The organism is Eubacteriales bacterium (assembly GCA_041390245.1).
In the GTDB taxonomy this organism is placed as follows: Bacteria; Bacillota; Clostridia; order Christensenellales; family JAWKQI01; genus JAWKQI01.
This window is the reverse complement of sequence record JAWKQI010000001.1, coordinates 1-14,862: the sequence shown is the minus strand read 5'-3', so window position 1 is coordinate 14,862 and position 14,862 is coordinate 1. Positions and strand designations below refer to the sequence as shown.

Genomic DNA, 14,862 nt, shown 5'->3' with positions numbered 1-14,862 from the left:
ATTAATGCTTTTCAAGAAAAAATATGATCTTACAATTAAAGAACTAAAAAAAGCAGATAAACTTGCAAAAGACCTTGAACTTGAAAGCGCAACTGCAAGGTTACTGGTTTCGCGCGGGATCAATACGATATTAAAAGCTGAGGACTTTTTCTCATACAAAGAGGCGTTTTATGATCCGATGCTATTAAAGGGCATGGATAAATGCGTTGAAGCGATAAAAGACGCTGTTGATTTAGGAAAGAAGATAACGATCTATTGCGACTACGATGCAGACGGTACGACGGCAGGGGCCCAAATGTACCTTTGCCTTTCAAGCAAAGGCGCAAAAGCAGACATATATACTCCCCATAGGACAGACGAAGGGTATGGCCTAAACGAAAACGCCATTGAAAAGATACTCTTGAACGGCACTGAGCTTTTAGTTATGCTGGATTGCGGCATAAAAGATGCAAAACAAGTAAACGCAGCAACGAAAGCGGGTATAAAGACCGTTATAATAGACCATCATGAGTGCCCGGATACATTGCCTGATGCTGTTGCTATAGTAAACCCAAAGCAAAAGGGATGTGATTACCCGTTTAAAGAATTATGTGGGTCCGGGCTTGCATTTAAAACAATACATGCGCTTTATGGCTTAGATGAAGCTGAAAAGTATATAGATTTGGCGGCTGTCGGCACTATCGGGGACATAGTACCTCTCATATCTGAAAACAGGGTTATCGTAAAGACAGGGCTTAAAAAGCTAAACGCAAACCCTCTTCCGGGGCTTTTATGTTTGATAAAAGAAGCCGGCCTTACTTTGGGCAAGGTAACGGAAGAAAATGTTGCATTTGGCGTTGTTTCCAGAATAAATGCTGCAAGCAGAATGGATTCTGCTTTTGCCGCGCTTAACCTGCTGATTGCGGAACAAGAAGACGAATTTACGCATCAAGCAGCAAAGCAGCTTTGCCTGTTAAACAAGAAAAGGCAGGATACTGAGAAGTATATTGAACAGCGTATAGAGAAGATATTATCAGGTATACCTATTGATGAAAAAGCTATATTAGTGATTTGGGACAAAAGTTTTGCCGTTGGTGTCGTAGGGATCGCCGCTTCTTATATTGCAGAAAAGTATAATATGCCTGTAATTGTCTTCGGCTATGCAAACGGAATGTATACCGGGTCTGCCAGAAGCGTGAACGGGATAAACATACACGATGCTCTTTTAAGCGTAAAAGATATTTTGGTTAGGTTCGGCGGGCATGCGGCTGCGGCCGGAATGACGGTAAAGCAGGAAGACATAGAGCTTTTTGAACAGCGGATAAATGAGTATCTGCTTGAAAAGACAAAAGGTTTAAAGGTACAAAAGAGCATTTTATATGATGAAGAATTATCGCCAAGTGACATGAATCAGAAATTGCTTTTGGAACTTAACATGCTAAGACCTTTTGGCTGCGGGAACGAACAGCCATTATTCCTTATGAAAAATGTAGACGTATCAAAATACGAGTTTATCGGAAAGGGAGTAAAAGAACATTTAAGAATGGTTCTATCAAAAGATGATATTAACATCAATGCGATTAATTTTGGTTTTAAAAAGCTTTATGATATCGTTCCAAGATGTATAGACATAGTTTTCCAGCCGGAAGTAAACAGTTTTGACAACCAGCTGCAGCTTATTGTACGCGCAATCAAATCTAACTGTGATGAAAATACGGTAAAAGACTTGATAGATGAAGATTTAAACATTCTAAACGAACTTTTTATAAAAGAAATCTGCAGCTTTAATAAAAAAGGATACGAAACTTTTGAGCAAGCGCTTACTCAATTAGATAAATCGGATACAGGCACGCTTATTATAGCTAACACTAAAGAAGCGTTTAGCTGGATAATGGATAACGAAGCATTCAAAGAAAGGATAAAAGAAGGGAAAGTATCCTTAAACGTATATCGGGATTATAACGGTACGGTAAATACCATAACATTTAAAAACAGGATCGGGAGCATAAACGTTTCTAAGTTTAAAAATGTGTTTGCAATAGGCACAAGCGGGGCAAACGATGTAAAAAACATTTTTCCAGATGATTTAAAGGAGAAATATGTTAAAAGAGCTAAAGACTCTTTTATGGACAGGGATGAACTCTTAAAGGTATACATCGCCCTTAAAAGGATTAAACCGGATAACGGCAAGCCGATATTGATTGCAGAGACTTTTTTAAAAGCGCTTAATATAACTATCGATAAGCTTTTCTTCGCGTTAAGCGTTTTTGCAGAACTATCGTTGATACAAATCAAAATAGATGATAGAATATATGTTAATTTAAAAAGCGGAGCAAAAAGCCATGAGAAAAGCAACTTAAAGGACAGCGCTGTTTTCAACGCTTTTTACGATATAGCAAACGACATTTGAAAAGGTGATTTTAGTGAAAGACATTTTAAAGGAAGTTAAAAAGAATTATCCTTCTGCGGATACGGAAAAAATAAAAACTGCTTTAGAGTTTGCAAAAAAAGCTCATAGCGGGCAAAACCGTCTGTCCGGAGAACCTTATTTTAGCCATCCGTATGAAGTAGCTATCATACTGGCAGAGCTTGGTATGGATGAGACTACTATTATTGCTTCGCTTTTACATGATGTCGTTGAAGATACAGACGTTACTACTGATATGATACGGGCAAGATTCGGTAGTGAAGTCGCAGTTTTGGTAGACAGCGTCACTAAGATGAATGTGCTCGATTATAGATCGCGTGAGGAAAGAGAAGCAGAGTCTATCAGAAAAATGGTCCTTGCCATGGCAAACGACATACGCGTTATTTTGATAAAACTTGCAGACAGGCTGCATAATATGAGGACGCTGCAATTTCAGCCGGAAGAAAAGCAGCATGAAAAGGCAAAGGAAACGCTTGAAATATATGCACCTATTGCAAACCGACTTGGTATCAGCAGCATACAGTGGGAACTAGAAGACCTGTCGTTTAAATATATAGAACCGGAGATATATGCAGACTTAAAGCAAAGGCTTGCACGCACCCGTGCCGAGCGCGAGGATGAAATTAAGCAGGTCATAGAACAGGTGCAAAAAGGCCTTGTCCCTGTAAATATAAAGGCGGAGATAGCAGGCCGCCCGAAACATATATACAGCATCTATTCTAAGATGCAGGAAAAAAATAAGACATTTGATGAAATTTACGATATAACCGCAATAAGGATCATCGTAAACAGCGTTAAAGACTGTTACGGTGTTCTTGGAATAGTACATACGCTTTGGAAACCGATACCCGGCCGGTTTAAGGATTATATTGCGGTGCCTAAGCAAAACATGTATCAGTCCCTTCATACTACACTGCTAGGTGCCAACGGGCAGCCTTTCGAAGTGCAGATAAGAACTTATGAAATGCATAAAATAGCTGAATATGGTATCGCAGCGCACTGGCAGTATAAGGAGAAGGAAAAAAAGACTAAAACAGATGATAAATTAGTCTGGATAAGGGAAATATTAGAGTGGCAGAAAGATTTAAAGGATTCTAAGGAATTTGTAGAATACTTAAAACTGGATATTTTCCAGGAGGATGTATTTGTATTTACACCGAAAGGTAAAGTCAAAGATTTCCCAAAGGGCTCAACTCCTATAGATTTTGCATACGCTATACACAGCGAAATCGGCGACAAGTGTGTCGGCGCAAAGGTAAACGGTAAGATAGTCACCCTAGATTATAAATTAAAGACAGGGGATATAGTTGAGATAATAACATCTCAGACTTCAAAAGGCCCCAGCCGCGATTGGCTTAAATTTATAAAAACCAACTCGGCACGAAGCAAAATAAGAAACTATTTTAAGCGTGAATCTAAGGACGAAAACATAGCCAAGGGCCGAGAAATGCTCGAAAAAGAAGCCAAAAGATATGGGTTTGACCTGCAAAAACTGCTTCAGCCAGATTTTATAAGCAATATTTTTAAAAAGTTTACTTTGAAATCTATAGACGATATGTATGCTGCCGTGGGTTTCGGTGGCATAAGCACCGGGCAGATAATTAACAGGTTTATAGAAGAAATAAAAAAGACTAATAAAGAAGAAATACCTTTAGAGGAAATACAGCTTAAAAAAGATACTCAAAACAGGCGTAAAAGCGGCGTTACCGTTAAAGGATACGGGCAGATGGTCATACGTTTTGCCAAATGCTGCAACCCTGTTCCGGGCGACGATATAATAGGTTATATCACACGCGGCCGCGGTGTTTCTGTTCATAGAAAGGACTGTACGAATATAAACGATATAGATTTTGAAAAAGGCAGGTTAATAGAAGTCAGCTGGCTTGAGGATGAAAATTACAGCTATGAAGTTGAAATAGAAGTTGTTGCCGCCGATAGGAAAGGGCTTATTGCAGATATAACTTCTAAGATAAATGACCTTAATTTATCATTATCTGGCATAAACGCAAGGAGCATGAAAAACCATATGGCCTCCATTAAGTTAACAGTAGAGATAAAGAGCAAAGAGCATTTGGATGGGCTTATAAACAAACTTAAAAATATAGAAAGCGTCAAAGAGGTTTTTAGGATTGGAAGCCACTAGAAAAGAGGCTTATATATGAGGGCAGTACTGCAAAGGGTAAAAAATGCGGCAGTTAATATAGACGGGAAGTTATGCGGCAGCATAGGCGGCGGTTTGCTGGTTCTTTTAGGAGTTGAAGAAGGAGATAAGGAAAGCGACGCCGATTATATAGTGGACAAGTGTATCAACCTTCGTATATTTGAAGACGGCGATGGCAAGATGAATCTGTCTGTCTTAGATGTAGGCGGAGATATTATGGTGGTATCTCAGTTTACACTTTTAGCGGATTTAAAAAAAGGCAGAAGGCCAAGTTTCATTGATGCGGCAAAACCTGAGAAGGCAAACGAGCTATACGAACTGGCTGTCGGTAAATTTATTAAAAGCGGACTTAAAGTATCTACCGGGTGTTTTCAGGCCAACATGGAAATTTCATTGATCAATAAAGGACCAGTTACAATAATTTTGGATAGCAGAAGGTAATCAAAAGATGGAAGTAGTATCTATAAAGACTTTGAGCATGGATGAAAATATCTATATAGTTATAAATGAAAAAAATTCAAAAGCTTTACTTATAGACCCGGGAGACAATTCTGAGACAATTTTAAAGACACTCAACGAAAGAAATGTAACGCTTGATGCAATACTTCTAACACACGGCCATTTCGACCATATAGGGGCGCTCAGCAAAGTGAAAAAAGCTACAGGTGCCCCGGTTTACATACATAAAAACGATGCCGATATGTTATCAGATGCTATTAAAAACCTGTCATTAATTTGTTTTGGCTATAACCTTACTACAGTTCAGGCAGATAAACTGTTAAACGGCGGTGAAGTACTTGACTTGGCAGGGCTTAGCATTAAAGTATTAAACACCCCGGGGCATACTCCCGGCTGCGTGTCTTATATAATAGAGGACGCTATTTTTACCGGAGACACGCTGTTTTATAGGAATATAGGCAATACTTCTTTTCCGCACAGTGACGAGGGCCAGATAAGACACTCGGTAAAGGTGGTTTTAGGAGGGCTTCAAAAAGATTACATAGTCTATCCCGGCCACGGCCCAAAAACCACTCTTAAAGATGAAAAACTAAATAATGTGTTTTTTGTATGACAGAGATATTTTTAAAAACCAACACCCCTGAATTTTTCAATGAATTAAGTGATGAAATAAGGATATTTATTCCCGGAGCCACAGTAAAAAGGGTAGATGAAATAACCGGCGGCCTTTTGGTATGCGCAGAGATAGAGGAGACTGATATTACCTTTAATGCGCATAGCGCTTTGTTTGTCGATAGTATTATAAGCAAAACTTTTAATCACGGCACGAAAAAAGAACCGGGCGGGGCGATTTTTAATAAACGGCAGAAAAAGCATACTCTAAAAATATGTGTTTTCAGGCTTTTAAAAGAATATTTTAAAATTTCGCCGCCGTGGGGGTCTCTAACAGGCATAAGGCCTACCAAGTTTTTCAGGGATATATCATCTGTAAAGGGAAAAGCCTTTGCAAAGAATGCGTTTTTAAACGACTACGATGTAAGGGAAGACAAAGTGCGTTTGACTCAAGACACAATAAATAGCCAAAAAAATATACTTGAAAGCATAAAAGAAAATGATATAGATGTATATGTTGGTATCCCGTTTTGCCCTTCCAGATGCGCTTATTGTTCTTTCGCATCTAATGACATTAAGAAGTTTTCAAAGTACGTAGACGATTATATTGAAAAGCTGATTATTGAAATTAACAGTATGAAGGATATCAATGCTGCCGTACGTTCAATATACATAGGCGGAGGAACGCCAAGCGCTTTAGATGAGAAACATTTCTCAGCTCTTTTAGATGCGCTCTTGAATGTTTTCACTCCGAACATGGAATTTTGCGTAGAGGCAGGAAGGCCGGATTCTATTACCAGAGAAAAGCTAAAGTTAATGAAAGATGCAAATGTTTTAAGGATAAGCATAAATCCGCAGACGCTAAACGAACTAACTCTTGCAAAGATAGGCAGGGCACATACGATAAAGCAGTTTTTTGACAGCTATGAATTGGCTAAAGGCATGGGCTTTGACAATATAAATGTAGACATAATAGTCGGCCTGCCCGGTGAAACTGAATCAGATATTATAAAAACACTTGATGGTATAATGAAACTAAATCCGGAAAACCTGACTGTGCATACCCTTGCGATAAAACGCGCATCTAAATTTAATTTAAGCGGCGAATATAGTTTCACTGATGGAAGTATAGTTGAAAACATGGTAAATGTCTGCCAGAAAAAGGCATATGAGAATGGTTTTAAGCCATACTATCTGTATCGCCAAAAACACATGATGGGAAATCTGGAAAACGTAGGTTTTTCAAAAGATGGTAAAGAATGTGTTTATAATATAGACATAATGGAAGAGGCAGTCTCTATTATTGCATTTGGTGCGGGAGCAATATCAAAACGCGTATTTGATAAAGGGAACAGGATAGAGCGCGCAGTCAATGTCTCTGATCTTAAAAACTATTTGGAAAGAACCGATGAAATGATTGAAAGAAAAAGGGATTTATTCAAATGCCTGCTCTAAATTAAGATAATTCCATAAGTTGACACAGGTTTTTAAAAAAGATATAATATTTATGAAAAAAACGATGATAAAACAGGGAAAATATTATAACATGTGTTAAAGGGAGTGCAAGTTATAACTGGGAGCTTGAACCGCATGAATTTTTCTAACAGTTTGGAGTTTTATGGCCAAAAGCCATGACGTAAAGCCGTGCGTTATGCGGTAAAAGTGCTCTTTTTATTAAAAGAGAATTCGGGTGGTACCGCGGGTAAGTTAAAACCTCGTCCCTAGTTTAGTTGGGCAAGGTTTTTTATTTTATATAAATATTAAGAGAGGGAAAAAATGATGCTTACAAAAGCGCCGAAAGGTACTAAAGATCTGCTTCCGCAGGATAGTTACAAGTGGCAGTTTATAGAAAAGACTATACGTGAGGTCTGCGCCGCTTTTGCATTTAAAGAGATAAGGACGCCTGTATTTGAACATACAGAGCTTTTTGCACGCGGTGTCGGTGATACTACAGATATAGTCCAGAAGGAAATGTATACGTTCTTGGATAAGGGCGGGCGTTCTATTACATTGAAACCGGAAGGTACGGCAGGAGTAGCAAGAAGCTTTATAGAAAACAGCTTGTATGCAGATGCTCAGCCGACAAAGCTATACTATCTTTCAACCCCTGTATTTAGATATGAAAACCCGCAGGCAGGGAGGCTTAGGGAGCATCACCAGTTTGGCGTTGAGGTGTTTGGCGCGGCGGAGGCTTCTATAGATGCTGAAATTATCAGCATAGCACTTACGCTTTTTAAAAAGCTTGGCATTAAAGGTCTTAAACTTAACATAAACAGCATAGGGTGTTCAAAATGCAGACCTGATTATAATCAAAAACTAAAGGAATATTTTAATAGCAATAAAGGCAACCTTTGTAAAACATGCAGGGAGAGGCTGAATAAAAACCCGTTGAGGATTTTAGATTGCAAAGAAGAATCCTGTGCGCCGGTAATTAAAAACGCTCCTGTTATATTAGAGTGTTTATGTGAGGAGTGCCAAAACCACTTTGAAATGCTTAAGGGTTATCTTGAGTCTCTTGGCATTTCATACAGCGTTAACCCTTATATAGTGAGAGGGCTTGATTATTATGAAAAGACGGTATTTGAGATAATATCTACCGATATAGGTGCACAAGGCACGGTATGCGGCGGTGGAAGATACGACGGGCTTATTGAGCAGCTTGGCGGGCCGAAAACGCCAGGAATAGGTTTTGGGCTTGGGATAGAGAGGCTTTTGATAGTCATGGAATCCCAGGGAATTGCATTTTTTGGCGGCGACTTTGCCGATGTATATATATGCACTCAGGGAGACGAGGCCAAACTTAGCGGGTTTAAGATGGCACAGGAACTTAGAGATAAAGGCATCAGCACGGAAACCGACCATATGGGCAGGAGCATGAAAGCACAGTTTAAGTATGCAAACAAGATAGGCGCTAAATATGTAATAGTAATAGGCGGCGATGAACTTAAAAAAGGCGTAGTTAAATTGCGCGATATGAAAGAAGGAAATGAAAGAGAGATAAACTCTCATAATATAATAAAAGAATTATCAAAAATTTTTAATTTTTAGCAGGAGAAAAAACATATGAGCGAGCAGATGGGCAGTTTAAAAAGAACAGGCTATACAACGGACTTTACAGCCAAAGACATAGGGAAAAAAGTAGTTTTAATGGGTTGGGTGCAAACCAGGCGTGATTTAGGCGGGCTTATTTTTGTAGACCTTCGCGACAGAACAGGGATAATGCAGTCGGTTTTCGATGAAAGCGTTTTCAAAGGCAACTTTAAAGATGTAGAGAGTATTAGAAGCGAATTCGTGCTGGCGGTTACCGGGGAAATAGTCAAACGTTCTGAAGATACTATCAACCCTAAAATTAAAACAGGATATATAGAAGTCAAAGCTACGGATTTAAAAATACTTTCCAAGTCTGAAGTGCTTCCTTTTGAAATAGATGATGATATAAAGGTTAAGGAAGAATTAAGATTAACGCATAGATACCTGGATTTGCGCCGCCCTAAGATGCAGGCCAATATGGTGCTAAGGCATAATATAGCCATGTGCGCAAGAAACTATTATAACGAAAATGGATTTTTAGAGATAGAAACGCCGATACTTACAAAAAGCACACCTGAAGGCGCAAGAGACTACTTAGTCCCAAGCCGTGTGCAGCCGGGCAAGTTTTTTGCATTACCGCAGTCCCCTCAGCTTTTAAAACAGCTGTTGATGGTATCTGGGTATGATAAATACATGCAGATAGCTAAATGCTTTAGAGACGAGGACCTGCGTTCAGACAGGCAGCCGGAATTCACCCAGATAGATTTGGAGATGTCCTTTGTAGACGTAGATGATGTTATAGCTGTAAACGAGGGATTTTTAAAGAAACTTTTTAATGAGATAATGGGAATTGGGATAAAGACGCCCCTAAGGCGTTTGACTTATAAAGAAGCAATGGACCGTTTCGGTTCTGATAAACCGGATACAAGGTTTGGTCTAGAATTAACCGATGTTAGCGACTTGGTTGTAAATACGGATTTTAAGGTCTTTGCCTCCATAGTCCAAAAAGGTGGAAGCGTCCGCGCTATAAACGTTAAGGGCAGCGCAGATAAATTTGCAAGAAGGGAAATAGATTCTCTTGTCGAATACGTAAAAATATACGGTGCAAAGGGAATGGCATGGATATCCATGAAGGAAGATGAGATCCAATCGCCAATCGTAAAGTTCTTTACAAAAGAGCAATTAGATGCACTTCTAAAACGTTTGGATGCGCAGAAGGGAGATATAATCTTCTTTGTCGGCGACAAGGATAAGATAGTATTTGATTCTTTAGGGCACCTTCGTTTGAAACTGGCAGAAAAACTTGATTTGATAGATGAAAATGTATTTGATCTTCTGTGGATAACTGAATTCCCGCAGTTTGAATATAGCGAAGAAGAAAAACGATTTGCAGCTAAACACCATCCATTTACCAGCCCGATGGACGAAGACCTTGATTTAATAGAGACGGATCCGGAAAAAGTCCGCGCTAAAGCGTATGATATAGTACTTAACGGCAATGAGATAGGCGGCGGCAGCATAAGGATACACAGCCAGGAGCTGCAGGAGAGAATGTTTGCCGCGCTTGGCTTTACAAAAGAATCTGCATGGGAGAACTTTGGTTTTCTGCTGGAGGCATTCAAGTATGGCACACCTCCGCATGGCGGATTGGCTTTTGGATTAGACCGCCTTGTGATGCTTTTAAGCAAAAGCCCGTCTATACGCGACGTTATAGCATTTCCAAAGGTGCAGACGTCCTCCTGTTTGATGACAAAGGCACCTTCACAGGTAAGTAAGAAACAATTAAAAGAGTTAAAAATAAAAACAGAAGAAAAATAATATGGATAGGTTTTTAAGGGAGATCCTTGCCATAGGAGAAGAAAACTTTGAAAAGATAAATAAAGCAAAAGTTGCTGTCATAGGCCTTGGCGGCGTCGGCTCTTTTGCTGCGGAAGCTCTGGCAAGGGCAGGAGTATCAAATATCGTGCTTGTTGACGGCGATAAAGTGGATATTACAAATATAAACCGACAGTTAATAGCACTTACTTCAACGCTTTTTAAATACAAAGCATCTGTCTTTAAGGACCGTATTTTGGATATAAACCCAGATGCTAAAGTAACTCAAATATGCGAGTTTTTATCTAAGGACAACTTGATAGATTATATAACTAAAGATATAAACTATGTTATTGATGCAATAGACATGATATCAGTTAAAATAGATATAATATGCCACTGTAAAGCTAACGGCATACCGGTAGTCTCTTCTATGGGCACAGGCAACAAGCTACACCCGGAGCTCTTTAAAGTTTCAGACATTTACAGTACGAAGAAAGACCCTATAGCACGGGTTTTAAGAAGAGAGCTAAAAAAAAGAGGGGTTGACAGTTTAAAAGTAGTTTATTCTGATGAGGATACGGCCGGAAGAGGCATAATCAGTGAAAAAGGGTCTAATAAGACCGGAAGTATTTCATTTGTACCGGGAGTTGCCGGAATGATACTGGCTTCCCAGGTTATACTGGATATCATAGATTCATAAAAGTTTGGCTTTTTGAAAATAAAAAATTATGAAAAGGAGTGAAAACTATGAGCGAAAAAGTTATGCATGTCTCTCAGGAAGATTTTGACAAAGAAGTTTTAAAACAATCAGGTCCGGTATTGGTCGATTTCTGGGCAGATTGGTGCGGACCTTGCCGAATGCTTGCACCGACAATAGATGCCGTTGCAGATGAAATGGCGGATAAAGTTAAAGTATGTAAAGTTAATGTAGACAGTGCTCATGACCTTGCAAAAAAATATGGGATCATGACAATACCTACAGTAATTGTATTTAAAAATGGAGAAGAAAAAGAAAGAAGTGTAGGGCTTGTAAATAAGTCTGCTATAATTACATTGTTACAGAAATATATTTGAATTTGTTAATAAAAATGTAGTATAATAAACTGACCTAGGAAATTTCCCGGGCCAGTTTATTATACTAATGAAAGATGGATGAAACCTTGTATTTAAAACGAATCGAACTTACAGGATTTAAATCATTTCCAGACAAATATGAGATAATAATGGACAATAAAATCACCGGGATCGTTGGGCCTAACGGGTCTGGGAAAAGCAACATCTGCGATGCTATCCTTTGGGTACTAGGCGAACAAAACGCCAGGAACCTGAGGGGATCTAAGATGGAGGACATCATATTTAACGGTACACAGACTAGGAAGCAAAAGTCTTATTGTGAAGTTGTACTTATATTCGACAATATGGACGGGCGCTTAATGGCGGATTATTCTGAAATACAGATATCGAGGAAAATGTATCGTTCCGGAGAAAGCGAATATTCATTGAATGGTACATCCTGCAGGCTTAAAGATATATTAAACTTATTCCGCGATACCGGTATAGGCAGAGAAGGCTACTCTATAGTAGGCCAGGGAAAAATCGATGAAATTTTAAATGAGAAGGCAGTCAGCAGAAGAAAAGTCTTTGAAGAAGCGGCAGGCGTCATGAAATACCGCGTTTCTAAAGAAGAGACAGAAAGAAAGCTGTTAAGAACGGAAGAGAATTTAATACGTGTAAACGACGTTATAGAAGAATTATCAATTCACTTAGAACCTATTAAAATACAATGCGAAAATGCAAAAAAATACTTAGCACTTAAAGAAGAAGAAAAAACCTTAGAAATTAATTTGTTTTTAAAAGAATATGAGAATGGAAATGACCGTATTGAAAGGCTAAAAAAAGAAGTAAGTGGCATAGAAGACGAAACCAACGAGATGTCGCTTAATTTAGGTGTCACTAAAGATTCCTATGAAAATGCAGTGCTTAACCTTACCGACATAGATGAAAGGATTTCCGAGTTAAACGAAAAGATATCTTCCTTTAAAGCAAAAGAAGAAAATTTAACCGGTAAGGTATTGCTCTTTACAGAGAAAAAAGAAAATATAAACAGCCAGATAAACCGGTTAAATCTAGAAATTCAAAAGAATGTTTCAAATATAGCTGATGTTACTCAGGGGATAAAAGACGAATACCTTGCCATAAGTGAAATTGAAGAAAAATTAAATGATCTTAGCTTAAACATAGAGGAATTAAATTCAAAAATCAATAACTTAAGAGAAAATAACGGTGGTATAGATGCTGAGCTGGTGAAAACTGAGATAATAAAACTTATGAATCAATTGTCCGAAGTAAAAAGTGCTCTTGCTGCGGACGATGCGAAGAAAAACGCGATTGATACAAGGAACGAAGAATTAAAAAAGGCATTAGATTCAGTGAGTAACCAGCTTATTCAAACGCAAAAACTGACAGACGAACAAAATGAGGAAAAAATTAAAATCCAAACACAAAAAACTGATATTGTAAAGCAGCTTGAAAATGTATTAAGTGATATAAAAAAAGAAGAGGATACGATCGCACGCGCAAAACAGGAATTGTCTGAAAAACTTAGGAAACTAGACCAGTTATCCTCTCAAATCAAAATGTTAAAAGACCTAAACGATAGTTTCGAAGGGTATCATGAAAGCGTAAAATCGCTTTTAAAAGCTGCCGAATCCAGAAATGATATATCAGAAAAAATCATATCCAGTGTCGTCTCTGCTATAAAAGTAGATGAAGAATACGAAATAGCGATTGAGACAGCTCTTGGGGCGGCTGCCCAGAATATAGTCGTTAAAGATGAATACGGCGCTAAATATTTAATAGAGTTTTTAAGAAAAAACAATATGGGGAGAGTATCTTTTCTCCCGTTAAAAACTCTTAAAGCAAGATATCTATCATCAGAAGAAAGGCGCTTTTTAAAAGACGATGGAGTTATAGGCATTGCAAGCGAGCTTATAGAAATAAAAGAAGAATCTAAGGTAGCCATAGACTTTTTGCTGGCGAGGACTGTTTTAGTTAAAGACATCGATTCCGCAATTTCAGTTATGAAGCGGTGCGGGTCATTCCGGGCTGTGACATTAAAAGGAGATGTCTTTAATCCAAGCGGTGTTATCACCGGAGGGAGCGTACATAAAAAGACATTCAACCTATTGTCTCGCGAGAGGATCCTTACTGAAACTCAAAAGACATATGGCTCTTTATACGATGAAACCCAAAGTTTAAATTTAAATATCAGAACCAGCGAAATAGCTCTTACAGGCAGAAAACAAAAACGCTCTGAATTGCTTGATTCAAACCACGCTTATGAAGTGAAATTATCTGCTATGGAGCAAAAAGCTGAGTCTTTGTTTTCAAAACTTGAAGATTTAGGAAAAGACTCTGAGCGTATTTCATCTGAAATATCTGAAAATGAAGATACAAAGCTAAAGATCAATTCTTCCATTGAAAAAGGTAGCATAAAGCGCAATGCAGTTCAAAAGCTGATAGGAGATAAAGAAGAAAGCTTAAAATCCCTTGAAAAAATATCTGCGCAGGCCGAATTTGAGCTGGATAAATTAAAAGAAGAGCTTAATTTATTTAAAGTGCAGGAATCATCTCTTAAAACGGACAAGCAAGCCAGGGAAACGGCTGTTTTAAGGCTGAAATCGCAGATTAAAGATTTAGAAAACGAAAATAAGAACAAGGCAGATGAAATAGAAAAATTTAAAGAAAACCTTAATGAGGCCGGTAATCTTATATTTGGGGCCGAGGAAGAGTTAAAAGAGGTTAAAATATCTTCCGGTAAAGCAAATGAAGAATTTAATAGCGCCCTATCAATTAAAGAAAAATTAAATGAAGATATAAAATCCCAAATTGATAAAAGAACAGGTATAGAAGACAGGTTAAACGATATTTCTGATAGGAAAAATAAAGCTGAAGTTTCGATAGCGAGGACAGAAACAAATTTAGAGAATGCGCAGAACCGAATTTGGGACGAATATATGCTGACTTATGCAAATGCTCTTGAATTTAAACAGGACATTAATATTTCAGAATCTCAAAGGCGGTTAAGCTCTATAAAAGAAGAAATATGCGAGATGGGTCCGATAAACCCTAATGCGCCAAAAGACTATGCACGTTCTTCTGAAAGGTACGAATTTTTAAAAGAACAGTCAGCTGATTTATCACGTGCAAAGGAAGACTTAAACAAGGTTATCTGTGAGCTTGTTAAATACATGGAGGAAAACTTTAGAGATCGGTTTAAGATAATAAACGAATATTTTAAAGAATCTTTTTCAGCCCTGTTTAACGGAGGGCATGCAGAACTCATTTTATTGGATGAGGGCAATATCATGGAGTG

Annotated in this window: 10 protein-coding genes; all 10 read left to right on the top strand. The window is 38.3% G+C overall.

Translation table 11 applies throughout. The features are described from left to right. Window positions 1–4: 4 nt before the first annotated feature. Window positions 5–2,389: a single-stranded-DNA-specific exonuclease RecJ gene (gene recJ, locus R2876_00050; GenBank protein MEZ4357022.1), complete on the top strand. Its 2,385-nt coding sequence runs from the start codon at window positions 5–7 to the stop codon at window positions 2,387–2,389. Window positions 2,390–2,396: 7 nt separating this feature from the next. After that, the gene (locus R2876_00045; GenBank protein MEZ4357021.1) at window positions 2,397–4,550 is read left to right on the top strand and encodes a bifunctional (p)ppGpp synthetase/guanosine-3',5'-bis(diphosphate) 3'-pyrophosphohydrolase; all 2,154 of its coding nucleotides are present in this window, start codon (window positions 2,397–2,399) and stop codon (window positions 4,548–4,550) included. Between the two features lie 15 nt (window positions 4,551–4,565). After that, window positions 4,566–5,009, top strand: coding sequence for a D-aminoacyl-tRNA deacylase (gene dtd / locus R2876_00040; protein ID MEZ4357020.1), 444 nt, complete (start codon window positions 4,566–4,568; stop codon window positions 5,007–5,009). A 7-nt stretch (window positions 5,010–5,016) separates the two neighbouring features. After that, window positions 5,017–5,640, top strand: coding sequence for an MBL fold metallo-hydrolase (locus R2876_00035; protein ID MEZ4357019.1), 624 nt, complete (start codon window positions 5,017–5,019; stop codon window positions 5,638–5,640). Further along, window positions 5,637–7,094 (top strand): coproporphyrinogen dehydrogenase HemZ, encoded by a 1,458-nt coding sequence (gene hemZ / locus R2876_00030; GenBank protein ID MEZ4357018.1) that lies wholly within the window; start codon window positions 5,637–5,639, stop codon window positions 7,092–7,094. The genes R2876_00035 and hemZ overlap by 4 nt, the downstream gene beginning before the upstream one ends. A gap of 324 nt (window positions 7,095–7,418) precedes the next feature. After that, window positions 7,419–8,687 carry a histidine--tRNA ligase gene (gene hisS, locus R2876_00025; GenBank protein ID MEZ4357017.1) on the top strand — a complete coding sequence of 423 codons (1,269 nt, stop codon included), beginning with the start codon at window positions 7,419–7,421 and terminating at the stop codon, window positions 8,685–8,687. Window positions 8,688–8,702: 15 nt separating this feature from the next. Continuing rightward, a complete protein-coding gene (aspS, locus tag R2876_00020; GenBank protein ID MEZ4357016.1) occupies window positions 8,703–10,487 on the top strand; it encodes an aspartate--tRNA ligase in 1,785 nt (594 codons plus the stop codon). 1 nt (window position 10,488) lies between these two features. After that, a complete protein-coding gene (locus R2876_00015; GenBank protein MEZ4357015.1) occupies window positions 10,489–11,187 on the top strand; it encodes a tRNA threonylcarbamoyladenosine dehydratase in 699 nt (232 codons plus the stop codon). A 47-nt stretch (window positions 11,188–11,234) separates the two neighbouring features. Then, window positions 11,235–11,561: a thioredoxin gene (trxA, locus tag R2876_00010; GenBank protein ID MEZ4357014.1), complete on the top strand. Its 327-nt coding sequence runs from the start codon at window positions 11,235–11,237 to the stop codon at window positions 11,559–11,561. A gap of 86 nt (window positions 11,562–11,647) precedes the next feature. Further along, on the top strand, window positions 11,648–14,862 hold a 3,215-nt coding region (gene smc, locus R2876_00005), incomplete at its 3' end, for a chromosome segregation protein SMC (protein MEZ4357013.1).

Bases quoted from the DNA above. Each gene is read 5' to 3' on its own strand.
- aspS (MEZ4357016.1), top strand. From the start codon at position 8,703: ATGAGCGAGCAGATGGGCAGTTTAAAAAGAACAGGCTATACAACGGAC.
- hisS (MEZ4357017.1), top strand. From the start codon at position 7,419: ATGCTTACAAAAGCGCCGAAAGGTACTAAAGATCTGCTTCCGCAGGAT.
- dtd (MEZ4357020.1), top strand. From the start codon at position 4,566: ATGAGGGCAGTACTGCAAAGGGTAAAAAATGCGGCAGTTAATATAGAC.
- recJ (MEZ4357022.1), top strand. From the start codon at position 5: ATGCTTTTCAAGAAAAAATATGATCTTACAATTAAAGAACTAAAAAAA.
- trxA (MEZ4357014.1), top strand. From the start codon at position 11,235: ATGAGCGAAAAAGTTATGCATGTCTCTCAGGAAGATTTTGACAAAGAA.
- R2876_00035 (MEZ4357019.1), top strand. From the start codon at position 5,017: ATGGAAGTAGTATCTATAAAGACTTTGAGCATGGATGAAAATATCTAT.
- hemZ (MEZ4357018.1), top strand. From the start codon at position 5,637: ATGACAGAGATATTTTTAAAAACCAACACCCCTGAATTTTTCAATGAA.
- R2876_00015 (MEZ4357015.1), top strand. From the start codon at position 10,489: ATGGATAGGTTTTTAAGGGAGATCCTTGCCATAGGAGAAGAAAACTTT.